Annotated in this window: 21 protein-coding genes; 8 read left to right on the top strand and 13 right to left on the bottom strand. The window is 41.5% G+C overall.

Going from position 1 to position 22,324, the window contains the following annotated elements:
- Positions 1–17: 17 nt before the first annotated feature.
- The 10 genes from EHS15_RS16365 to EHS15_RS16320 form a co-directional block, all read right to left on the bottom strand.
- A complete protein-coding gene (locus EHS15_RS16365; protein WP_135761663.1) occupies positions 18–1,376 on the bottom strand; it encodes an adenylate/guanylate cyclase domain-containing protein in 1,359 nt (452 codons plus the stop codon).
- 136 nt (positions 1,377–1,512) lie between these two features.
- Positions 1,513–3,330, bottom strand: coding sequence for an FAD-dependent oxidoreductase (locus EHS15_RS16360; RefSeq protein WP_167884262.1), 1,818 nt, complete (start codon positions 3,328–3,330; stop codon positions 1,513–1,515).
- Positions 3,323–4,543 (bottom strand): lipoprotein N-acyltransferase Lnb domain-containing protein, encoded by a 1,221-nt coding sequence (locus EHS15_RS16355; RefSeq protein WP_135761661.1) that lies wholly within the window; start codon positions 4,541–4,543, stop codon positions 3,323–3,325. Before EHS15_RS16355 ends, EHS15_RS16360 begins: the two co-directional genes overlap by 8 nt.
- Positions 4,544–4,546: 3 nt before the next feature.
- Positions 4,547–5,644: a hypothetical protein gene (locus EHS15_RS16350; protein ID WP_135761660.1), complete on the bottom strand. Its 1,098-nt coding sequence runs from the start codon at positions 5,642–5,644 to the stop codon at positions 4,547–4,549.
- A gap of 102 nt (positions 5,645–5,746) precedes the next feature.
- On the bottom strand, positions 5,747–6,163 hold the full coding sequence (locus tag EHS15_RS16345) for a TRL domain-containing protein (protein WP_210416365.1): 417 nt from the start codon (positions 6,161–6,163) through the stop codon (positions 5,747–5,749).
- A gap of 192 nt (positions 6,164–6,355) precedes the next feature.
- A complete protein-coding gene (locus EHS15_RS16340; RefSeq protein WP_135761659.1) occupies positions 6,356–7,120 on the bottom strand; it encodes a phosphatidylethanolamine N-methyltransferase family domain-containing protein in 765 nt (254 codons plus the stop codon).
- Positions 7,117–8,130 (bottom strand): fatty acid desaturase, encoded by a 1,014-nt coding sequence (locus EHS15_RS16335; protein WP_210416364.1) that lies wholly within the window; start codon positions 8,128–8,130, stop codon positions 7,117–7,119. Before EHS15_RS16335 ends, EHS15_RS16340 begins: the two co-directional genes overlap by 4 nt.
- Before the next feature lie 103 nt (positions 8,131–8,233).
- A complete protein-coding gene (locus tag EHS15_RS16330; protein WP_135761658.1) occupies positions 8,234–9,088 on the bottom strand; it encodes a hypothetical protein in 855 nt (284 codons plus the stop codon).
- A gap of 66 nt (positions 9,089–9,154) precedes the next feature.
- Entirely contained in the window at positions 9,155–9,511 is a 357-nt protein-coding gene (gene panD / locus EHS15_RS16325) for an aspartate 1-decarboxylase (protein ID WP_135761657.1), read from the bottom strand.
- Positions 9,508–10,044, bottom strand: a complete 537-nt coding sequence (locus EHS15_RS16320) for a type II toxin-antitoxin system antitoxin SocA domain-containing protein (protein ID WP_135761656.1) — start codon at positions 10,042–10,044, stop codon at positions 9,508–9,510. The genes panD and EHS15_RS16320 overlap by 4 nt, the downstream gene beginning before the upstream one ends.
- 54 nt (positions 10,045–10,098) lie before the next feature.
- Here EHS15_RS16320 and lipB point away from each other — a divergent pair, with 54 nt between their 5' ends.
- From lipB to murJ, 4 genes are all read left to right on the top strand, one after another.
- Complete coding sequence (gene lipB / locus EHS15_RS16315) at positions 10,099–10,686, top strand: lipoyl(octanoyl) transferase LipB (RefSeq protein ID WP_246052247.1); 588 nt, start codon at positions 10,099–10,101, stop codon at positions 10,684–10,686.
- 129 nt (positions 10,687–10,815) lie between these two features.
- Complete coding sequence (locus EHS15_RS16310) at positions 10,816–11,772, top strand: LIC_12071 family protein (RefSeq protein WP_135761654.1); 957 nt, start codon at positions 10,816–10,818, stop codon at positions 11,770–11,772.
- Between the two features lie 12 nt (positions 11,773–11,784).
- Complete coding sequence (locus EHS15_RS16305) at positions 11,785–12,687, top strand: STAS domain-containing protein (protein ID WP_135761653.1); 903 nt, start codon at positions 11,785–11,787, stop codon at positions 12,685–12,687.
- Between the two features lie 21 nt (positions 12,688–12,708).
- Positions 12,709–14,328 (top strand): murein biosynthesis integral membrane protein MurJ, encoded by a 1,620-nt coding sequence (gene murJ, locus EHS15_RS16300; RefSeq protein ID WP_135761652.1) that lies wholly within the window; start codon positions 12,709–12,711, stop codon positions 14,326–14,328.
- Positions 14,329–14,331: 3 nt separating this feature from the next.
- On the opposite strand, the gene EHS15_RS16295 is transcribed toward murJ, so the two are convergent.
- The 3 genes from EHS15_RS16295 to EHS15_RS16285 are packed head-to-tail and all read right to left on the bottom strand — an operon-like array spanning position 14,332 to position 18,132.
- Positions 14,332–14,718 (bottom strand): DoxX family protein, encoded by a 387-nt coding sequence (locus EHS15_RS16295; RefSeq protein WP_246052245.1) that lies wholly within the window; start codon positions 14,716–14,718, stop codon positions 14,332–14,334.
- A complete protein-coding gene (ileS, locus tag EHS15_RS16290) occupies positions 14,715–17,462 on the bottom strand; it encodes an isoleucine--tRNA ligase (RefSeq protein ID WP_135761651.1) in 2,748 nt (915 codons plus the stop codon). Before ileS ends, EHS15_RS16295 begins: the two co-directional genes overlap by 4 nt.
- Positions 17,463–17,514: 52 nt before the next feature.
- Positions 17,515–18,132 carry a leucine-rich repeat domain-containing protein gene (locus tag EHS15_RS16285; protein ID WP_135761650.1) on the bottom strand — a complete coding sequence of 206 codons (618 nt, stop codon included), beginning with the start codon at positions 18,130–18,132 and terminating at the stop codon, positions 17,515–17,517.
- Positions 18,133–18,253: 121 nt separating this feature from the next.
- On the opposite strand from EHS15_RS16285, the gene EHS15_RS16280 reads away from it, so the two are divergent.
- The 4 genes from EHS15_RS16280 (at position 18,254) to EHS15_RS16265 (ending at position 22,302) form a co-directional block, all read left to right on the top strand.
- Positions 18,254–18,859 (top strand): hypothetical protein, encoded by a 606-nt coding sequence (locus tag EHS15_RS16280; protein ID WP_135761649.1) that lies wholly within the window; start codon positions 18,254–18,256, stop codon positions 18,857–18,859.
- Positions 18,860–18,865: 6 nt separating this feature from the next.
- Positions 18,866–19,489 (top strand): PilZ domain-containing protein, encoded by a 624-nt coding sequence (locus tag EHS15_RS16275; protein WP_135761648.1) that lies wholly within the window; start codon positions 18,866–18,868, stop codon positions 19,487–19,489.
- Positions 19,490–19,604: 115 nt separating this feature from the next.
- The gene (locus EHS15_RS16270) at positions 19,605–20,756 is read left to right on the top strand and encodes a CapA family protein (RefSeq protein WP_135761647.1); all 1,152 of its coding nucleotides are present in this window, start codon (positions 19,605–19,607) and stop codon (positions 20,754–20,756) included.
- Positions 20,757–20,805: 49 nt separating this feature from the next.
- Positions 20,806–22,302 carry an ABC-F family ATP-binding cassette domain-containing protein gene (locus EHS15_RS16265; protein WP_135761646.1) on the top strand — a complete coding sequence of 499 codons (1,497 nt, stop codon included), beginning with the start codon at positions 20,806–20,808 and terminating at the stop codon, positions 22,300–22,302.
- Positions 22,303–22,324 lie beyond the last annotated feature (22 nt).

The following is a 22,324-nucleotide window of genomic DNA, read 5'->3' as shown; positions in this document are numbered from 1 at the left end:
TACATCTGCCCCAGGAATCAAAGTGATATGTTGTGATCCTTTAAGAATTCATATCTTTTTTTGAATTGGCTATTGGGGGTATTTGGATTGTTCTTCTCTCGAAGTTCCTCCAATATCCCATTTACGAAATACATTTTAATCTTGCCTTTGTTTTTTGCATCTATGTATCCGCGATAATCGCAATCAAAGAAGTCTTTAACAAGCTCAAAGGTAGCGGAAGATATATTTATCTTTCCGGAAACACCTGAAGATTCGCATCTGCTTGCAGTATTGACCGTGTCGCTCCAAACATCGTATGCAAATTTTTTCTCTCCGATGACTCCAGCGATTACTTCACCGGAATGAATTCCCAGCCTCAGTTCCCAATACGGAAGATTTTGTGATTCTTTTATATCTTTCATTTGGTTCATAAACGCTTGTATCTCTATTGCAGCCAATACACAATCCACTGCATGAGTTTTATTTGTGGAGGGGATTCCTCCGACAAACATATAACTGTCCCCGATTGTTTTGAGTTTTTCAAGATTGTAATGATCCATTAAGCTATCAAAATAGGAAAAACATCTATCTAATTCTTCAACTAACTCTTTCGGATTCATCGTTTCCGCAATGCTTGTAAATCCTTCAAAGTCGGTAAAACAGATCGTAGCGGAATTGAATTGTCTAGGTGTGCTAACCCCTTTTCTTTTCAGCTCTTCCGCTATTTCTTGCGGTATTATATTTAATAATAATTTTTCTGATTTTTCATGTTCTTCCGTTAATTTCGTTTCTGCAGTCTCTACTGCTTTCACAAATTGATAAACAATCAATACGATAAGAAAAGATCCTAGTATCAAAGGAGGAATCAAATATTCGGCAGGTACGATCCATTTGGGCGGGCCAAATAGCGCATTTCCCCCCATGACTCTATAATAATACTGGCTAGCAGTATAAAGTCCTAGAGATGCAATCGATATTAGAAATCTAGTAACATTATAGTTCTTAGAGATCATTAGAAATGATAAAATAGAAGTAATGAAAAAACCTATAGGTGCAGGGTCATCTGCCTGCGCTAATGTAAGTGCTCCTAGGTGGTAATTAATGGAAACTAACGTAATTATAGCGGATAAATTAAAATAACGCCGCCTAAGAAGTAAGTATGCAGTCATTAAAGGAATAATAAGAACGAGATAATGTACCAAAGAATAAAAATGTGTTTCAGGAGGCTCGTTATAGTGTACGGAGACGATTAAGATCGTCGGCAATACAGACATGCTAAATTGAACGTAAAATGTTGTGGTAGCCGATCGTAATTCGGAACCGGTCAGACCTTGGGTGATTTTCTTTAGTCGAAACCATTCCTGAATCGTATTATATATAGCATTTATCTTTGTCATTGTCGCTATTCGTGTTTCTTATATTTTTTGTTCTAAGAAGAATAATTTAGGTTTTATATGCGTATCGATCATGTCACATAACTCCAAATATTCGAAAAATCAAAAAATGCTCTCTTGGGAAAGAGAGCGTGGATGTTTAGCTTCTTACCGAAGTTACATATTTAAGAAGATCCGTAGCCAGATCCGGGATTCCCGATCTTAGAACCGTGATATAACCGTCTTTCGCTCCTATTTTTTTAAGAAGCATGTTGGTTGCTGTTTTGGCCATCACATTGGTTCTTTCCATAAAGACGGAATGTTGATCCACAAACACCCAGTCTCCGATAAACAAAAGATTGTCGATAGGAGATTGGATGGTAGGACGATTCGCTTCGTCTCCCGGACGAAAGCCTGTGTATGTATCCCAATGGTTGATGTAAAATTCGGAAAACTTAGGAAGATCGGGTAGAATTTGTTTCAATTCTTCGTGTACGATCTCCGCGATTTTAGGGAAAGGATATTGAAGAAGTTCTTTCCATTTGGAAACTTGCACTTCGATCAAATCTATTTTTTTCTCTTTTAGTTCCGGAATCTGCACTGCAGACCAATTGGATGTGAAACCTAAATACTCATAACCGGTAGGCATAAAGTCGATGGCACTCCATTTTCCTTCCGGAAAACGTTTCGACCAAGCATCACTGTTTTCATAGAGAAGATTGACGCAGAGAATATGCGCATTGGAAAGCTTCATCACCTTCTTGAAGTAGTCGTCTTCGTCGGATAACCTGCTCGTGGTGAGAAATTTTTTTGTCCCTGGGACATCACATGCGATCACGAAATAATCCGCATCGAATACTCCCGGTTTGATATTATCGAGAACTTCGATTTCGGAATGGTGCGCTCCGCAGAAAGGACAATGATCGTAGTCGCCTGCACCGATTACGTTTCCGCAGATTCTACATCTTCTGATTTTTCCTTTCGGCAGAGCTTCGTTTGTTCTTACTGATTTGACTTTGCCGGAAGCATCTTTTTCTATCCCGGAAATTTCCTGATGATAAATGATTTTGCCGCCTTTCGATTCGATGTGGGCGATCATCGGCTCGATGAAAGACTCATTAGGAGGCCATTGGAAAAAATCGACTTTGGAATCGCTCGGTTGATTTCCTAGTTTTATAAAATTAACAACTGCTAAAGCGGAACATTCCTTCGTGGTCATGAAAAAACCCATCTCTGCCAATGCATCGAAGAAGTGTTTGATGTATTCCACGCTCATTCCGTTTTGAATGGCCCAATCGTAGAAGGTAATGCTGTCTAAATAGAGTCTGTCTTTTTGATTGGAAAAATCGAATCCCCACATCTTCATGGATACGAAAAGAGTTTCGACCATATTGGAAGCGGGGACATTGATGTCTTCTCTGGAAGGAACGTAAATCCCGTTGTTTACCATTTCTAAACGATCGAAAGGGATCGGCCAGGTAGTGGAATGGATTTTACTTTGCACTCCTCTTTTGGAGACGAAGTAATAGAAAGAATCGTTTGTGCTTAGTTTTTTGATTTTGAATTTATGTCGGCCGATAAACTCTCGTAAGTTTTTGTAAAAGCCCCAAATCGCATGAAGCCCGTGTTCACGGTCATACCCTTTTTTTCCGAAATGTTTTTTTCCGAAATGTTTGTCTTTCCAGGTTTTAAGTTTTCCGCCCGCAGTTCCCGTCTTTTCCAGGATAGTGACTTGAAACCCTCTGTCCGCAAGTTCGCATCCTGCTTGTAGGCCTGCAAGTCCTCCTCCTACGATACAAACCGATTTACCGTTAGGTGGAAAGTCCGCATGATTTTCAGGAACATGAGGGAAACTTTCTTTGTATTGAGAATTGCCGAAGAAGGAGTATCCCAGGCCGCCTGTGAGTCCTACTGCGGCGCTGCCTCCCAACCATTTTAGGGATTTTACAACGAAATCTTTTCTGTTGAACTTAGGCATTTGTCTCTGTAAGTTCTTCCGTTCTTTCTTTTCTGAAATTGATATAGGAAAGAACGAAGAATAGAACCGTAAAAAACAATGCAGCATCTATGCTTTGCGGAAGGACCGTCAGTCGCAGAAGAAGTGCTAATCCTAACATAGTCAATCTTCCATACAGAAAATACTGATAGGAACGGCTCGTTATTTTTCCTTTTAAGAAGAGAAGATAATCCACAGGAGTGAACACTAAGAACATGATCGTATCGTTCATAAACGGAAAGGATGTGAACAGGATTACGATGAGAGTGAATGTTCCGCAGAAAACGGAAATGATACCGAAAAGTTTTCTTCCCACGGAGGAGAATCTTTGTTTCAGATATCCGGGGATTTGGGAAGCGACTAAGAATATAAAAATCGCAAATGTAACGAAACCTAAAACATCCGCAGACTCGGGAAGTTTCCAAAAATCTCTGTGCAAAAGTTCTTTGTCTTTCACCAATTTACCGTCTTCTGCAGCAATGAGAAGGTCGTAAGGCAGATAAATCAGATCCTTCGGATTTCTAACCATATCCGTATCATGATCTAACAAAAGTTTTTCGCAAAAACGAAGCCAAAATACTTTTGCAGCATAAGGAAGAAGTCTGGATCTCCAAGTGGATTTGTTTTTTTCCGTTTCCAATTGAAGAGGTTTGCCGTAAACATTTCCTAAAATGTCTCTGATAAATGTGACACAGTTTGCTTCGAAGTTATCGTATTCGTAACCTTCTCTTTTTTTCTCTATGATATCCAATATCTCTTTTGCAAACTTTTGTTTTTGTTCCAGAGTGAGTATGAATTGAGAGGCAACCATTCCTCTTCCTGTTCTGTCCCAGAAAGTATAGGCGTCTGCCATAGTTCGAATCTTAATGAAAAATTTCGCCTCTCCTTTGAGGAAACGCCATACGAAAGATGCGGATTCATCGTATTCGCCGAAATCCAAATAAAAATCTTGGCTTTCGAATGGTTTGCCGTAGAGCACTCTCAAGGCGGAGTGACCGAAAGCGGTAGTGACCGTAGGAGAAGGGGAAACAGTCACCAATTGAAATTCAACATCTTTCCATTGATTGGGTCCGATGGAACTCAGCATTTGGATGAGATTCGCTTCAGGAGTATTGGCGCCGGGAGCAGGAGTGCTTTGCGCCGATAAACCGATTTGGAAGAAAACTAAAAGAAGGAGAGAAAGTTTTTTGAACATGATCTATTTGATGTTTTTCTTTTCTACGATGTATGTGATGAATGCTTTGATTCTTTCTTCCGGCATCGGAACTCTAAAGTAATGATCGTTTCTCCAAGAAGGGAAAAGAGGAGTTCCTACGATATAACTGTCTGCAAGAAGGTTCAATCCTTCGTTCGGACCGAACTGAGCCAGATAATTGTAAAAAGGACGACCTCTTTCCGTTACCAATTGAGAGTGAGGGACGCCCACAATGTTCACCACGATCAGCCCTTTCGGAATCACTAAATCTTTTCCTAGAGGAGCATCCGCTCCCGCTCTCATGGAAGTGAGTCCTTCGTAGTTATAACCTTTCCACCAAAAATAAACTTTACCTTCTCTGCTGTAAAGCCAGTGGTCCATCATCGCATTGACCACCAAACTTCCCTTATTGATTCCACCGAAGTTGAACCAACCGGATACTTTGGCAAAGTAAGGTTCGTTTCCGCAAAGTTCCATGGCTCTTTTGAAATCTCCGCTTCCTTTACTGGCAGAACCGATGATGATTCCCGATTTATCTTGGTTTTGTTGTACGAAGTCGCAGATGATTTGTCCGTTCCCGTCTACGGTTCCCGTTTGATCCGTAGGAATCACAGCTTCCTGGATTCCCATCTGTTTTACGATGGCACGGATGAGTTTTCCGTCTGCATCCACTTCGGTATTGTCTTTATAAAACATTCCCGGAGCGATCGCAAAGATGAGTTTCTTTTTGGAATAGTCAGGAACCTTTCTGAGAAGTTCATTTTGTTTTGTGAAAACATATTCGATGAACTTTCTATTGGTCGGTTCCGTAATGGCTCTATGATAAAAAATAGCTGCAGCGTGATCGATGTCGGTTTCTTGCATGATCTCATACAAAACCGGCCGAGTGAGATCCGTAAGTTTGCGGTATTTAGGATAAGCTGCCGCCCAATCGAGCAGTGCTTTTTCGCTTTCGCAAATTTCGTCTACATAGTAGTCGATTCCTTCGCATTGCATTCCCGAAAGCCCTTCTTTGGGGTTGTTGAGTTTGCGGTCGGCTGTGCAGGAAATTAGAAATAGGATGATGAAAGAGAGAGAAAGAGAGTAGAACTTAGAAATCATTTGGTGTTTCTTTTGGTTGTGTATGTCTGATAAAAACAGAGAGAAGAAAAATAAGAGAAAGACATGCTGCAGTATTTCTACTGCAACATGTTTTAGAAGGAATTATGTTCCGTTTACAAGAAGGCAGCTCTCAACTAGAACAGATCCTAGTAGGGAGTTGATTTCAGCGTCAACAGATTGAACTTTTGTGATACCACCTTGTTTCGCAGCAGCAGCAATGCTCATGTCTCCACTTCTAATAAGACCGAGGATGGAGTTAGTGCAAGCTCTACCAGTTTTTGCTCCAACTGGCTTACCACCGTCTTTACCCCATACGCAACCTGCTTCAGCAGTACCTTGCTCAGTTACTCCCCAACCGCAGTTTTGGTTAGATTTAACGTTGTCCATAATGGAACCAGAGCTAGCTGGTTGGATGGATGGGTTTCCGCCAGATCCAGATCCTGCACCACTACATGCAATAGCAGCTGCTACTGCGAACGCAGTTAAAACGCCCAAAGAGTTTTTGAAGTTGTTAGTCATATTTTTCTCCGTGAAAAATTAAGTTTCGGCTTTTGCCAAAACTCATCCGGGAAATCTATTCTTCGATTTTACAGTTCGTCAATAGAAAAAGTATATTTTATCAATAAATTTTTCAAATTCTTTTGTACTAGGGTTTTAGATAGAATTGAGGAAAAGAGAGGTACTAAACGTACCTCGTTCTAGGGATAAGAATTAAAATAGATAAGGCCAAATACGTTTCCGTTCTGTCGGAAACGCAGGTATATGAGCCTTATACCAAAGTTTTGTTTGATGGCTTCTGCCTGTTAGGTAACACGACATTAGAAAAAATAACAGATAAGTTTCCCAGTGAGTAGAGAGGAGGCTGTAAGCAAACCAAGATAAGAGTTCAAAAAAGTAGTGTGGGCATACTAATATACTGAACATGCCCCCTTCCGGAACCACATAACTCGTACGATTTGTTTGGTTTCTAAGTTTTCTAAGAAGAACGTGATGGAAAAAATTTCCAAACTGTCCAATAAAGAACAGTGTAATTGCTAAGTAGATTTGTAGAGAAGGAATTTTGTCCGTGTAATCGCTATTCATCAGGTTATGATTGCGTCCACAAATGAGACCGATGTTCGTATATGCGATTGTAATCAAAACGACGCCTGTGATTCCCATCTTTCCCGAAAATTTATGCAGGAACAATACTTCCAAACATCGTTTGGCGAAATGAAAACAGAATGTGATGAGTGTTAGTTTTTGAAACGGAGAAAGGTTTGTTAGGTGGTCTTGCGTGCTGAGGTAACCGAGTATCGGAAGAAAATAAACAAGGAACATTCCTATCTTAGGAGAGACCCCTTTGTTCTCCGCAAATTTACTGTAAGGAAGATTGAATTTTCCCGTGTATTCCAGATAAAAAAGAAAAACACCAAATCCCAGATAGGCGATGACTCTTGTGATTTCGATCAATGAATCTTGAGGAAAAAGAATCATACTTTTGCTTCCGGCCTCTTATAGAATACTTTTCCTCCGTCGTCGGGAACTACGATGCATTCTTTGGAACTTCTTAGAAATACGGAAAGGATTGATTCTTTGGAATCTCTGTATTCTTCTCCCAAATACGATTTTAAGCCTTGTTTTGCCAGTTTCAAACGGTAGTGAGGAATGGTAGGGAATAGGTGATGAACCACATGGGTTCCGATATTGTGATGGATCGGCTCGAAAATTCCGTAAGATCTATCTACAGTGGAAAGGGCTCCGTCCACATAATTCCAGTCTTTGCCTCTGTACCAAGGAATGTCCACATCCGTATGATGCAGATAGGTAACCAACGAAAGCCAAATTACAAAGACAGTGTAAGGGGCAAAAAAATAAGTAAGGAAAAAAACGAAGCCGTAGTTCCAAGTGACCCAACCTAAAAAACCAGCCATCAGAAGTATAGAGAACGTGCTGACCACCGCATTCTTTCTTTCTCCCTGAGGAAAGAGGGGACTCTTCGGATGAAAATGAGAACCGTCTCTTCCCGTAGAACGCACGAAAAGATAAAGAGGGAAAACGATCAAAAATAATTTGAAACGTGCCATTTTAGTAAGAGGGTCTGCTTCTTGGAATTGGCTTTCCGTAAGGGGATGCCAGCTTTCATCTTTTTCTATATTTCCTGTGTTATTGTGATGAGTTCTATGACTCACCTTCCATCCATGAAAAGGAACAAGGATAGGAGTGTGTGCCAGATGACCGATGAGGAAATTAAGCCAGGTTAATTTGGAAAAAGATCCATGTCCGCAATCGTGACCTACCACAAAAAGAGCCCACATCATCGTTCCTGCGGAGAACCAAAAAATAGGAAGGAACCAAATTTCATTCACTTGAAAAGCTAGGAAATAAATAATAGATAGAATCAATACGTCCCAAAAGAAATAAAACAGGCTTAAGGGGATGGATGGTTCGAAGGCTTTGGCAGGGATATGCTTTCTGAGTTCGTTGACGGAGTGGGATGGATTCATGGATTGCTTGTGAGGTAGAATGGAAAGGTGCTTTCGAATGTGAAAGCAAAAAAAAAGCGAGCACAAGTGCCCGCTTTTTTACTATCTCTGTCAGAAGTTAGTTTTAACGCGATAGTTTGAGATCGCTTATGTCGTAGAACTTTCTGAAAAGAAGGCTGTTCGTTTGTTTTTTAGGATCAAAAACCAAAACAGCAATTTTATTGAAGCTTAAAAAATTGGGTCTGTATTGGGAATAGTGATGAGATGTAACTAGTGTTTGATACTTGTTGTTGTAGATCGTATATGTATGTTTCGGCAAAGTATCGTGAACTTGTTTTTTCTTCTCTTCTGGAGTTTGAGCGACGTAGTTGTATTGAACTACTTTGTCTTGTGTAGGACCTGTCTCTCCGTATAAAGTGAAACCCAGAGCTTTTGCATTGTTTTTGCAAAGATAGTCTACCGTTTCCGTAAAAGTGGGTTCCGGATATTCCGCTTCAAAACCTTGCCAGTGTAGTTTTTCCACTTCTGCTTTCTTTTTGTTCAAAGTTTCTTGTCCCCAAACTTCGAGAGCAGTCACTGGAGTCGGCATTACATTTGTGAAATAAAGCGTTTTTGCTTCCTTTTTCGGATCGTTTTTTCTCCAAGCAGGATACGGAACCAATCTTCTTTCCGCTTCATTCACTTGGTTGCCTTCATAACCGGCTAAAACGTAAATCGAATATGTGTTATCTTCAGGAACTCTGGATTCCAATTCCACTTGCACATCAAGGATTTCGCCTTTTCCCGTATCCGCATGACGTTTAACAAAATTTACGCTCTTTAAGCGGATGCGAGTGTCATAGATGGACAAAGGATAAAGATCTTGGATGTCTTTTTTTTGTGTGCCTTGCGCGTCCGTATTCGCAGGAGTTCCTTGTTCTTGAGCGGATACTGTCCCGAATAGGAGTGCGAAAGAAATCAATGTGAATAGTTTTTTCATGTTCTGACTACCGATAGGTTTATACAGTAAGTATCGAAGAATTGACCCAGAAAGATTAGGACAAGATTAGGGTTTTTTCGGATGATTGTTCTCATCCACGAACACTACCTTGGGTTGGTAGTCTGCGGGAAGGGAAGATTCTTCCAATTGGCCGTAGGTGATGATGATGACTTTATCGCCTTTCATCCCCAATCTGGCGGCGGCTCCGTTCAAGCAAATGGTTCCTGAACCCCTTTTTCCTACGATCAGATAGGTTTCGAAACGAGCCCCATTGTTCACATTTACGACGGAAACTTGCTCATAAGGACGCATTCCGGCCAAATCCATCAAATCTTGATCGACCGTGAGGCTTCCCTCGTAGTGCAATTCTGCCTCCGTTACGACAGCTCTATGGATTTTACCTTTACAAACAGTGATCATCATTCCGGAGACCTCTCAAATAAGACCCTAAATATTTTGCCCGACAAATTCAAAAGGCTTTTTTGCATAAATACGTGGATTTTGGTGTTGATGCGCGCCACATCGAAGGGAATCGCCTCATATAATGGTGTGACGACGTAATTTTCATAAAGATTAGGGTAATGACGGCTTTCATCTACCACTTTCCCTCGGAAGGCTTCATTTACCTTCCTCATCACTCTTTTTTCTTCTCTGGTTAAAATTAGACCTTCCAAAGGTTGGGAAAAGTTCAAATTGAATCCCTGAACTCCCTTGGCAGAAATTACGGGAGTGGCACTGACATGGCCTTTTTCTTTTAAAAACATGATGGCTTCGTTCAATTTGACGGGGTAGGGAGAGTCTTCCAAATGGATATAAATCCCTCTTGTGATCATTTCAGCATGTTTTTGGAAATGAACTCCGTCGGAATAGTAGAGGAGTTTCGCTAGATCAAGTCTGGTTCGACCATTGGGAGATTTTTCCAGGATCCAAAGTATCGCATGACAAAGTTTCTCCATTCCAGTGGTTTCCCGTCCTTTTACCTATCTAAGCCTTGTTCCTATCATCGGTATTTGCAATTCCAAGAAGGAGCGAGAACCGAAAGAAAAGAGTCCGTTCTATTTTTAGAACACTATCCATGTTTGACAGGAGGTCTTGGGGCGAAAGCGGAAAATCTACTCGCTACTCAGGAAACCCTAAAGAGCAGATCCATCGAGCTGATTCAAATCAACAGAGGAGGAGATTATACTGCCCATGAACCGGGCCAGATCGTAGGTTATCCTCATTTCGATTTGAAAAAAAGAGACAAAAGTTTGGGCACCTATTTGCAGGCCCTTACGATTGCGGTTCGAAATGCCATTTTGGAGATTTGGAAATTGGAAGTGGAAGAAAATCGAACTTCCCCCGGTCTGTATCTGAAGGATTTTCCTGATAAAAAATTAGTTTCGATGGGCGTGTATGCGAAGTCTTACTTCACTAGTTTCGGTTTTGCTTTGAATGGAGTGAACGATCTGTCCACATTCCAATGGATTCATCCTTGCGGAGGACTTTCTTCCAATATGATCTCTCTCAAACGTTTAGGCAAGGTGAAGGATTGGGAAAAAGAAAAATTGAGATTTGCAGGAGCGATGCTCTTTCATTTGGAGAGGTTGATATTGTAGCGAAATTTTGTTCATTTTGTTTTGGGTTTTCCGCAAAGTCTTAAAGAATTTACTCTTTTTCACTTCTTTCCTCTTTTTTCCGCCTCTATCTTTCCGTTTGAACCGAAGTTCTTTGTAGAGGACGATGTCGTGTTCATTCTAAGATCAGTCATTTATTTCATTCTATTATTTATCGTTTTTGAAGCAGTCGCCCTCAGTGCTGTTGTTTGGTCTTTTTACGAATCGGTTCAGAATTCTTTGAAACAGGAAGCGGTTCTCTCCGACCATAGAGCCCGCGATTTCGTTTTGGCTTTGGCAAAAGCGGTAGAACCTAGGTTGAACCAGGAAGGTTTTTCCGAATTGAATAAAACTTTCGGTCGTTATGTGGAAGTCACTTCCCAAGATCCTGAAAAGTTCATTCTGAAAGAAATCCGTTTGTTCAATGTAAAAGGAGTTTTACTTTCTTCTTCCGTAGAAGGGGAAGTTGCGGAACCTTTGGAAAAAAGAAAACCTAGCGTAGGTTTAACGGAAGAAAGTTATTTTAGAAAAGCGATCCGTATGAGAAAATGGGAATGGTCCCATCCTGAAGAGGATTCCAAAGATCTAAGCACCAAACACCCCGAATTGCCTGAATTTGCCAAAGGACTTGTAAAGTTTTTTCCATTGGCCAATGCGAATGAAGTCAGGATGTATGCTCCCGTTTATCATACTGGCAAGTTGGAAGTTTTAGGAGCCGTTATTTTCAAATATGAAAGAGGAAACCTTCTTCTTTTATTCGAAAATCAACTGGAGCTTGCTAAATGGCTTCTTTTGAACTACAGCCTAATTGCAGTTTGTCTAAGTATTCTGCTTTGGGGGATCTTTTTTCTATTTCATTATTTTGCCAGAGAGGAAGGGGGAGCCGCATCCTCTTCCCCGGTGGTTGTTTCCGAAGAGAATCCTCCTTTGTTTGAAAAGAAAACGATCACTCCTCCTTCCGAGGTATCCACACTTGTGGATTTGACGGAAACTGATAATGAAGCGGGCGTTCCTGCACAGAAGGCTCTTCCCGACAGAGAAATTTCTCCTCCTCCTGCCGGAGTGGTGGATGCCATATTTTTAGGTTAAAAGGTGATTTCATTGAACCAACAATCTTTCGATAAAGTTTTTTCGATCCAATTGAAAGGGGCTTTGGACGGAGTCAGTTCCGAAGATTTGTTCCAATACCTCGAATCTCAAATCGGCAAAGGATACACTCGTTTTCTTTTTAATTTCGGACATGTGGATTTCATCACTTCGAACGGAATCAGCACCCTTTTGAAAATTCAAAAACGGATGTTAGATGGAGGCGGGCTCGCTTTCGTCTTCTACGGACTCAGTAGGGAAGTGGAATCCGTTTTGACTTTGCTCGGAGTCTATAAAAAACTCCCGATTCGTAAATCTTTGGCGGATGCGGAAAACTATTTGAGAAGTTTTCAAGTTCAGGAAGAAAAACCGAGACTTTCTGAGACTTTAAAAACTTCGTTCGCAAAACCAAGCCAGGAAAAAATTCGTTTTTATTATACGGGAGCTCCCAAGTCGGATGTGAAATCTTCTTCGGAAGTACCTGTTTCTCAATTGGAATCGTTGGATGTGAAAGCGCAGACTGTAATAGAACCAGTTCAAGAAAAAAAGGTTCAGGCAAAAACTTACATAGCAGAACCGGTTGAAAATGCTCCTTCTTCTATGGAAGTTCTTTTGGAGGAAAAATTGGTGAGCCTTCGAAAGGAAATCAAAGACACTCTTTCTTCCGAATTGGAAAAACGTTTTTCTGGATACAAACTCCCTTTCAAAGAAGACACACTTCCTAAAAATATGCCGAACTACATCGGACCCAAATCGAAACAATCTTCCGAAGGTTTCGAAAAAGTGATTTTATGTGAAGCATGTGGTACAAGACTGAGGGTCATGAGAGTGGGAAAACACCAATGCCCTCACTGTAAAACGGACGTATTCGTCGGTTCTACGGGAGCTGTGCGGTTTTTGGAAAAACTCAATTCCTAATTTTATTACAAGCAGCATTTCATGAATCAAAAATCGGAAGCAAACGTTTCCAGTGCCAAACGCAGTTTGGCCTTATCTTTTTATACCTTCTTATCCAGAATTTTAGGATTGGTCCGCGATCATTTTATGGCGGTTAGTTTCGGAACGGGAATGGTCGCCTCCGCATTCAGCGTGGCATACAGGCTCCCCAATATGTTCCGAAATCTTTTGGCGGAAGGAACCTTGTCTCAATCCTTTATGCCGATTTTTTCCGAATACGAAGCAATGGGAAAGGAAGAAGCCAAGGTTATGGCGGGAACCGTTCTTAGTTTTCTGTTTTTGTGTTTGTCTCTGTTTGTCGCCTTCTTTTGGTTATTTGCTTCTGATTTTCTTCCCGCACTCGTAGGAGGAAGCAGGGAATACGGAGAACTCGTAGTGGAACTTTCCCTAGTTCTCTTTTTTCTGATTATGACCGCCAGTTTGTCTTCGATCTTCATGTCGATTTCCAACTCTCATCATAAATACTTCGTTCCTTCTCTTTCTCCCATTATACTTAACTTTAGTTATCTGATCGTTTTTATTTTCGCATTTCCTTTTTTGAAGGAATTGAGAGAGAAAGTATTCATTCTTGCTTACGGAATCGTAGCGGGAGGGGTTCTTCAGTTGATCGTACAAGCGGTTTATGTATACAAACTGGGATACGGTCCCGTATTCAAACTGAATTATAAACATCCTGCCATCCGCAAAATTTTCAAATTGATGTTGCCCGCCGCATTAGGGGGGAGTTTTTATCAGATCGGTCTTCTTGTGGATATCTTTTTGGCAAATTATATCCAGAATGCGAATCCAGGACTGGGTGCGGTAGTGAGCTTGGACTATTCGCAGAGACTTGTGCAGCTTCCTACGGGTATTATTGGAGTGGCCCTTGCCACGACCATTCTTCCTTCTCTTTTGAAAGATCTAAGAGCGGGAGAAAAGGAAAAAGTTCCGAAAGAGATTTTGGATGTACTTTGTTTCGGATTGTTTTTGACCCTTCCTGCTTCTATCGGATTATCTATATTAGGCGAAACCGTATTGGATGCCATTTACTTCGGAGGGAAATGGGATGCAATTGCCACTAAAACTGCCTATCTTCCTTTGGTGTTTTATTCTTTTGCGATTCCTTTTTATAGTACGAACAAAGTCCTCGTTTCTTCTTATTATGCATTTCAAGATACTAAAACTCCCCTTAGAGTTCAGTTCGTTTCCTTTTTTACAAGCATAGGGATGAGCCTTGCATTGATGGCATTTTTGAAACACGGCGCCATTGCGTTGTCTTCCGCAATCGCCGCTTCTCTGACTTCTGTTTTGCTTGTTTTTCTCCTTTCCCGACATTCCGTTTCCATTCCTTGGAAGTCTCTCGCCTTTCGAGTCGGTAAAATGATCCTCCCTTTAGTAGGGCTTGTCCTTTGGCTCTTTTTAGGAGAGATTCTTCTGAAGCCGTTTTGGATGGATTGGGGAAAAGAAAATTACGGATTAGGGCACGCAAATCTCAGCCGGGTCTCTCTTGTGATTTCGATCGGCCCTGCGATTGTGATCTATTTTCTTTTGGCGGGAATCAGTCGGCTTTCGGAAGCCGACATCGTTTTAGGAAAATTACTTAGAAAACTGAGAAGAAGTTAACAGTTACCAGGTGAAACTGTAAGCCCAGTACAAAAGGGGAATTTGCAGAGGGAGTCTGGCAAGAAGAACCCATTTGGGTGGATCCATTTTGTTTCTTGAAAAATAATGGTAGAAGTTGGCAGGCCAAACCGCAAGAAGAAGTGCGAACAAAAGCCATGCCGCATAACTTCTAGTTAAATCAGGAAACAAAAGCAGTCCTAACAGAATCTCCGCAAGCCCGCTTGCATAATTTACGAACTTGGGAAAAGGAACCCACTTCGGCATAATCCTCAGGAAAAACCTGTCCAACAGAAAGTGACTTGTTCCCGCTACGATAAATAGGCTAGCGAAAAGATACATATCTAATCTTATGGAATTCCAGTCTACGGATAACAAAAATTGGGTGTTCATTGGACCACTTCCTTACATCTTCCGCACAATTCCCCTTCCTTGTGGTTGTCTCTAGTGTGTCTCCAACATCTAGGACATTCATGTTCCTTAGGTTTCAGAACTTGGATTGTGTAATGTTCTCCCTTGTGAGAGGACAGTTCTTCTTCAGAGCTGTTTTCTTTCTCTATCTCCACTTGGGATACCACGAACACAAGTTCCAATTGTTCTTTCCCGAATTCGGAAAGAGGGTTTGCGGATTCTTTAGGAATTAGACGGATTTTCGCCTCCAAAGACTTTCCTATCTTCCCTTTTTGTCGTGCATCCTCTAACGCCTTTTGAACGGATTCTTTCGTTTGGAAAATGAGAGAGAGTGTTTCTTCCGATTTCGTATTTTTGAATTTGTTTAGATCGGGGAAATCATGAAAGAATACTGAATCTTTTTTGCCGGATTCTTTCCATACTTCTTCCGCAGTAAACGAAAGGATCGGTGCAGTGAGAACGGTCAACGTTTCCAAAATCACTCTGAGTGCGTATTCGGAGGATCTTCTTGTTTTCGAACCTTTCGCATCACAATACATTCTGTCCCGAATGATTTCGAAATAATCCTGAGATAGGTTCACAGTGCAGAAGAGAAGCACCTTCTGATATACCAAGTGGAACTGGTAGGCTTCGTAATGTTTTTTAACTTCTTCCGTAAGAGAAGCCAGTTGGGAAAGGTAATACGAATCGATCGGTTCCAAATCGTTCTCGCTCGGAGGGTTGGTTTCTATGTCGGGAGAAGTGTTTCCTAACAGATAACGGAATGTGTTTCTAATCTTACGGTAGTTATCCGCTACGGATTTGATTCCGTCTTTGGTCAGTCTAAGGTCGTCTCTGAAATCTTGGGAGCTGATCCAAAGTCTAAGGACATCCGCACCGTAAACATCGATCACTTCCTGAGGTTCGATTCCGTTTCCTAGGGATTTGGACATCGCTCTTCCTTGGTCGTCCAAGGTATAACCGTGAGTGAGAACCGCCTTGTAAGGAGGAACTCCTCTGATTGCCATGGAAGGCCAAAGGGAGGATTGGAACCAGCCTCTATGTTGGTCGGAACCTTCCAAATAAAGATCGGCAGGTTCTTTGCCGGGAGAATCACCAAACACTGCGAAGTTGGAAACTCCCGAGTCGAACCAAACATCCAAAATGTCTTTGTCTTGTTTGAGTTCGTCCGATCCGCACGACTCGCATTTGGTTCCTGTAGGAAGCAGATCCGCCGCTTCTCTTTCATACCAAACTTCGATCCCTTCTTTTTTGACGATTTCGATGAAGTGCTGAATCGTTTCTTTGGTTAGGTGAGTGTGTCCGCAGGATTTACATGTGAACGATGGGATAGGAACTCCCCAGTTCCTTTGACGAGACAAACACCAGTCAGGGCGGGATTCCACCATGGAACGAATGCGTGTGATTCCCCAATCGGGAATCCATTTTACTTTGTCTACTGCTGCCAAGGATTGATTTCGCAATTCGTTGTAATCGATGGAAAAAAACCATTGAGGAGTCGCTCTGAAAATAAGAGGTTTTTTACTTCTCCAACTGTGAGGATAAGAGTGTTGGAATTCGGAATAATGCAGAAGCATTCCTTTTTCTTTCAGTAGATCGACAATCATCGGATTGGCGGCCCAGATTTTGATCCCTTTCATCATAGGGAATTCATCCGTATAACGACCGTAATCGTCTACAGGAGAGAACGGTTCTAATCCTGCTGCGATTCCTACACGATAGTCGTCCGTTCCGTGCCCAGGTGCCGTATGAACGCATCCGGTTCCCGCATCCAATGTGACGTGGTTTCCGAAGAGAGGGATGGAATTTTGATCCAGGAAAGGATGGCGGAACATCATTTTTCTCAGATCATCCGAACTTAAATCTTTAATTTTAGTTAAACTTACTCCCGTTTTTTGGGAAACCGTTTCCGCAAGACCGGTGGCTAAGATAAGTTTTCCTTGTTCTCCTCCGTCAAACAAAGCGTAATCGAGTTCTTCGTTGAAGCAGATGGCCAAGTTTGCAGGAAGAGTCCAGGGAGTGGTCGTCCAGATGAGGCAATAGGAATCTGTTTCTCCTTGGATGGGAAACTTAACATAGATGGATGGAGAAGTGTGATTGTGATATTCTATCTCCGCCTCTGCGTGAGCGGTAGCAAGATCGATACACCAATAAACAGGCTTTTTACCTTTGTAGATATAACCTTTTTTGAAAAGTTCTCCGAAGACTTCCACGATTTTTGCTTCGAAGCCGGGAGCCATCGTGAGATATTTATTGTCTTCATCCCAAAAGCAGAGAAAGCGATTTAAGTCTTCTCCCTGTTTGGCGACGAATTTTTCCGCATACTCTCTGCATTTTTTTCTGAGTTCGGAAGGGGAAGTGTTTCTAGCTTCTTTGCCAAGATTCTTTAATACTTGTACTTCGATCGGAAGGCCGTGGCAATCCCAGCCTGGAATCATGTCCGCAGGATGACCGCTTAGGTTTTTACTTTTTACGATCATATCCTTCAGAATTTTATTCAATGCATGGCCTAAGTGAAAATTTCCGTTCGCATAAGGAGGCCCGTCGTGCAGAACGAATTTTTGTTTGTCCTTTCTGAGTTCTCTCATGCGAGAGAACGTTTTTTCTTGCTTCCAAATTTGGATTTGTTTGGGTTCTCGACTGGCGAGGTCTGCCTTCATAGGGAAGGCAGTAGTAGGTAGCAATACTGTTTTAGAGTAAGGGTTTTCCGATTCGGATTTGGCCATGATACGACCAAGAAAAAGACATTACCCCCAGAAAAACAGCAAATTTAAGTCTTTATAGTTTCACTCTTACTTTGGGAAGTTCATCTCTCAATCGAGCTACATCAGATTTTTCGAATAGGACTTTCTGCACTTGCAGTTCTTTCAAATGAGAGAGTTTGGAAATATTTTTAGGAAGGGTTTTGAATTCTCTCAGAAGGGTAAGATCCAAGATTTCCAATTTAGGAATTTGTGCCAGGATTTCCACATCCTCTTCCGTAAGGGTGAGTTTGGTTTCGTCCAAGGCTAATGTTTTTAAGGAAGCCAGTTTCGGTAAAAATTTAGGAACCGAACTGATTTCCGTTCTGCCAAGAAGAAGTATTTCCAAGTTTTGCAGTCCGCCGAGGGATTCTGGGAGTTCGCGGATCGGATTTCCGAAAAGATTCAAAATTCTGAGTCGCTTCAGATTTCCCAGTTCGTCGGGAAGTTTGGAGATTGAGTTGTACTGTAACGTAAGTTCTTCGACAGCTTCCAGGGTTTCTATGGAGGAGGGGAGATCTCCCAATTCCTTATTCGAAAGATTGACTACTTTCTCGTTTTTGTTTTCGGACAACCAAACATCGAAGGAAACTGTTTGTTTTTTGCAGCCGAAGGAGAGGAGAAGAAGGAATAAACATAAGATGCGGAGTGTCATAATAACTCCAGAATATGAGCCTCCTTTTCTTTGACAAGTAATCTAGGAGGGATGGAAGGAGAAGAAAAAGCTTGAATTCTAAAATTCCCATATTAGTCTTCTACGGGTTTAGGGGAAAACTATGCAGCATTATGCCGTTTCTGAAATCGTTCTTGTGATCGTGTCCTTTTGGTTTTCTTTTTCTTTGTTTCAAAAGAAAGACCGCAAATACAGACATAGTCTGGCGTCCATATCTTTATTATTGTTAGGTGCCGTTGCTCTTTTGGGAGCGACTCGTTACGGATTGAATTTGGTCGATGAACTTGTGGGTATACACAGATTCGGTTCCGATTTTTATTCCGTCTTCGGTTTGATTCTTCTAGGGGGTGCTTATCTTTTTCTTACAGGAAATCTGAAGGAAACGAAAAAGATATTTTCTTATATCCTTATCGCTGCTTCTGCCGTTTTCGGAATCGCTTTCGTTTTGGGGTCGGTTCCTGCGATCAAAACTCCCGTAGGTGCCATCGCAACCGTCATCGCTTTGGTGGCAGGGATACAGATGTTCCTAAATTCGAAAAGATTTTTAGGTCTCCTTACGATTCTATCCTGCATCATTCTTTTGTTAGCTGGTTTGGTTGTGGGAGCAGGAGACGAATTATTGTTCGGGCTTTTGGCAAGATGGCATGTCTTTCATTTGATGATGGCCGTTTGGGCGGGAATCACCGGTTATGTGTTTTTGAAACGGTAGATAGATATGTCCGCTTTCCAACAAAATCTTCCTGTTCAGATTTTCCCTCAGGAAAACAATCCTGAGGGAAAAAAATTTCAAGGAATACTGGACGCTTTGGAATCGGACAGAATGAAAATCAAGATCGACGAAAACTTTCTGAGAGAAAAAATTTCCGGTTCGATCTTGGTAGAGTTCAGTATGTCGAATTATAATTTTCAATTTAGATCTTCCATACTTCCCGAAAGAGAAGGGGAATACATCTCCATTCATAAACCGAAAATCATTCATAAAAGCCAAATCCGCAAAACGGAAAGATTAAAAACCTATATTCAATTCAGCTTCACTCTTTGGACCGAGGGAGGAAGATACGAAGGAGTCATCACCGACATCAGCACGGTCGGAATTAAAATGACAAGTCATAAGGAAATTCCGAAGAATACGATCTTAAGTTTGAACGTTTATATTCCCGGCCAAACTCTTAGATTCATCTGCCAAGGATTGGTTATGTGGTGTAAAAAAGATCCCAACCGGGAAGATCTATTTCTTTCCGGAGTTAAATTCACCACTCTTTCCATCGATGCGATGAAGAAAGTCGAAAAGTATATATTAGAGCATTTGAATACTTCTTCCCTCATTTCTCCTTCTTAGCCTAAAAACCAAACAGGGTCGAAGGGAAGAAACGGATCCGATAAGCCTTTCTTTTCAAAAATGAGTGGACTCGTGGATTTTCCAAAGAAAAGAATCAAATCTGAACCAAGTTGAAATGAAAAATCCATTGATCTTCCCGCAGAAACCTCTTTCTTCTTCCTTCCGTTTTGTTTTTTTGATTTTGATCGTTTCCCTCGTTTTGAATTGCGTCGGGGAAAAAAACAAAACCATTCTGAAAAAACAACAGACCGATTCTCATCTGACATCCATTGCAAACGAAGACCAAGTGCTCACCATCAAAGCGGTGGGAGATACCATTCCCGGCTCCAATTATCCCGAAAGCCATTTGATAGATGATGAAGCGAAATTGTTCTCTCCTATGCAGGAACATCTTTCCGGTGCGGATATCTTATTCGGGAATTTCGAAAGCACTCTCACCGATTATCCTAAATCGGGAAAAGACATCAAACGTCCCAATACCTATGCGTTTCGCACTCCTCCTCATTATGCCAAACTTATGAAAGATGTAGGGTTTAACGTTCTCAGTGTTGTGAACAATCATTCGATGGACTTCACGGAACAAGGATTCAATGATACGATTAAAAATATAAACGATGCGGGTATGTTGGCAGTCGGAGGTAAAGGTCTCATCCAATACACTACTGTGAAAAATCTGAAAATCGCATTCATCGGATTCAGTTACCAAAGATATCATAATTCGATCACCAATTTCGAAGCTTCCGAAGCTTTGGTAAACGAAGCCGTCCAAAATGCGGATCTGGTGGTTCTTTCCATCCATGCGGGAGCGGAAGCGAATGCGATTCATACTCCCGATCAGGAAGAAATCTTCTTGGGAGAGAACCGAGGAAATATGGTGAAGTTTTCCCATAGGATGATCGATTTAGGCGCCGATTTAGTGTTAGGTCATGGGCCGCATGTTCCCAGAGGAATGGAAATTTATAAAGACAGACTCATCGCTTATTCTTTAGGAAACTTTTTGGGTTATAGAACTCTTTCCGTAAAAGGAGACAACGGTTTGTCTTTGGTTCTGCAAGTTGCTTTGGACAAACAAGGCAATTTTTTGAAAGGAAACATCATTCCTGTAATAATGGAAGTGCCCGGCATTCCTTACCCGGATCCTCAATTGAGATCCGTTAAGTTGATTCAAAGCCTCACTCGTTCCGACTTTCCGGGAAGTCCCATTGAGATCGACGAGAAAGGAAATATCCGCAGATCGGTCGGAACCATTTCCTGGAATGAACTATAAAATTTTGAAAATAAGTAAATTCGTATAATTTAATAATAAAGTAAAACAGATGATAAAGATTTTTGGACTGAATAAGTCTTACGGAAAACAGGTTCTTTTTGAAGATTTGAACTTCGCCATCAACAGAGGTGAAAGGATCGGAATTGTGGGGCGAAACGGTCACGGTAAGTCCACATTGTTTCAAATCATTTTGGGAAGCGTAGAACCTGACTCAGGAACCATCACGGTTCCTAAAAACTATAAGATCGGCCATTTACAGCAGCATCTTCATTTCACCATGCCTACCGTTTTGGAAGAATGCGCATTGGGACTTCCTGAAGGAGAAGAATACGAAACTTGGAAAGTGGAAAAGATCCTTTCCGGTTTGGGTTTCTCAGAGAAAGACATGGAAAGAAACCCTTCCGAGTTTTCCGGCGGGTATCAGATTCGTATGAATCTGGCTAAACTTTTAGTTTCCGGTCCCGATATGTTGATGTTAGATGAACCTAACAACTATTTAGATATCGTTACGATCCGTTGGCTTGAGGATTTTTTGAAGTCCTGGGAAGGGGAAGTTGTTCTTATCACTCACGACAGAAGTTTTATGGACAGTGTTGTCACTCATGTGGTGGCGATCCATCGCACAAAGGCGATCAAAGTACAGGGAGATACGGACAAACTCTACAACCAGATCAATCAGGAAGAAGAAATTTACGAAAAGACCCGTTTGAATGAAGCCAAAAAAAGAAAACAGGAAGAGATCTTCATCGCTAAGTTCAAAGCTAAGGCGAGTTTTGCCAGCAGAACCCAGTCCCGTGTGAAAAAACTCGAGAAACAGGGAGAGATGAAAGCTTTAGAGAACATTGAAGATTTGGAGCTTTATTTCAACAGTGCTTCCTTTGGCGCAAATCAAATGTTATCCGCAGAAAATATTTCCTTTTCTTACGATGGAAAAGGGCCTTTGCTTATCGATGATTTTTCCATCAGTGTAGGCAAACGAGATCGAATTTGTATCATCGGAAAGAACGGTAAGGGAAAATCTACATTGCTGAAGATCCTTGCGGGAGAGCTTTCTCCCGTTTCAGGAAATGTTTCCAAACATCCCGTTTTGAAAGAAGGTTATTTCGGGCAAACCAACAAACTCAGCTTAAACGAAAATGCCACAGTCGTGGAAGAAATTATGAGTGCGGATAAATCCTGCACGGAAGGTAAATCCAGAAACATCGCTGGAGGACTTATGTTTTCCGGTGACACTGCTTTGAAAAAAATCAAGTTTTTGTCCGGAGGAGAAAAGAGCAGGGTGATGTTGGGTAAGATTCTTGTGACTCCTTGCCACCTTCTCTTTTTGGATGAACCAACGAACCACTTGGATATGCAATCCTGCGATTCCTTGATCGAAGCTATCGATGAATTTGACGGTTCCGTAGTGATGGTCACTCACAATGAGATGCACTTGAAAGCAGTGGCTACGAAACTCATCGTTTTCGACAACAATCAGATCACTGTGTTTGACGGTTCCTATGACGACTTTTTATCGGATGTAGGATGGTCGGACGAAGATCTTTAGAATAGGTTCTCGTCTTTCCGTC

Origin of the sequence: Leptospira idonii, from assembly GCF_004770995.1 — a bacterium.
GTDB classification, from domain to species: Bacteria; Spirochaetota; Leptospiria; order Leptospirales; family Leptospiraceae; genus Leptospira_A; species Leptospira_A idonii.
The sequence above is the reverse complement of the archived record's forward strand: the minus strand, read 5'-3'. Positions and strand labels throughout refer to the sequence as shown.

What these genes read in the sequence shown, in the direction of transcription:
- EHS15_RS16365 (WP_135761663.1), bottom strand. Translation starts at nt 1,376, where the DNA reads ATGACAAAGATAAATGCTATATATAATACGATTCAGGAATGGTTTCGA.
- EHS15_RS16360 (WP_167884262.1), bottom strand. Translation starts at nt 3,330, where the DNA reads ATGCCTAAGTTCAACAGAAAAGATTTCGTTGTAAAATCCCTAAAATGG.
- EHS15_RS16355 (WP_135761661.1), bottom strand. Translation starts at nt 4,543, where the DNA reads ATGTTCAAAAAACTTTCTCTCCTTCTTTTAGTTTTCTTCCAAATCGGT.
- EHS15_RS16350 (WP_135761660.1), bottom strand. Translation starts at nt 5,644, where the DNA reads ATGATTTCTAAGTTCTACTCTCTTTCTCTCTCTTTCATCATCCTATTT.
- EHS15_RS16345 (WP_210416365.1), bottom strand. Translation starts at nt 6,163, where the DNA reads ATGACTAACAACTTCAAAAACTCTTTGGGCGTTTTAACTGCGTTCGCA.
- EHS15_RS16340 (WP_135761659.1), bottom strand. Translation starts at nt 7,120, where the DNA reads ATGATTCTTTTTCCTCAAGATTCATTGATCGAAATCACAAGAGTCATC.
- EHS15_RS16335 (WP_210416364.1), bottom strand. Translation starts at nt 8,130, where the DNA reads ATGAATCCATCCCACTCCGTCAACGAACTCAGAAAGCATATCCCTGCC.
- EHS15_RS16330 (WP_135761658.1), bottom strand. Translation starts at nt 9,088, where the DNA reads ATGAAAAAACTATTCACATTGATTTCTTTCGCACTCCTATTCGGGACA.
- panD (WP_135761657.1), bottom strand. Translation starts at nt 9,511, where the DNA reads ATGATGATCACTGTTTGTAAAGGTAAAATCCATAGAGCTGTCGTAACG.
- EHS15_RS16320 (WP_135761656.1), bottom strand. Translation starts at nt 10,044, where the DNA reads ATGGAGAAACTTTGTCATGCGATACTTTGGATCCTGGAAAAATCTCCC.
- murJ (WP_135761652.1), top strand. Translation starts at nt 12,709, where the DNA reads ATGAATCAAAAATCGGAAGCAAACGTTTCCAGTGCCAAACGCAGTTTG.
- EHS15_RS16295 (WP_246052245.1), bottom strand. Translation starts at nt 14,718, where the DNA reads ATGAACACCCAATTTTTGTTATCCGTAGACTGGAATTCCATAAGATTA.
- ileS (WP_135761651.1), bottom strand. Translation starts at nt 17,462, where the DNA reads ATGGCCAAATCCGAATCGGAAAACCCTTACTCTAAAACAGTATTGCTA.
- EHS15_RS16285 (WP_135761650.1), bottom strand. Translation starts at nt 18,132, where the DNA reads ATGACACTCCGCATCTTATGTTTATTCCTTCTTCTCCTCTCCTTCGGC.
- EHS15_RS16280 (WP_135761649.1), top strand. Translation starts at nt 18,254, where the DNA reads ATGCAGCATTATGCCGTTTCTGAAATCGTTCTTGTGATCGTGTCCTTT.
- EHS15_RS16275 (WP_135761648.1), top strand. Translation starts at nt 18,866, where the DNA reads ATGTCCGCTTTCCAACAAAATCTTCCTGTTCAGATTTTCCCTCAGGAA.
- EHS15_RS16270 (WP_135761647.1), top strand. Translation starts at nt 19,605, where the DNA reads ATGAAAAATCCATTGATCTTCCCGCAGAAACCTCTTTCTTCTTCCTTC.
- EHS15_RS16265 (WP_135761646.1), top strand. Translation starts at nt 20,806, where the DNA reads ATGATAAAGATTTTTGGACTGAATAAGTCTTACGGAAAACAGGTTCTT.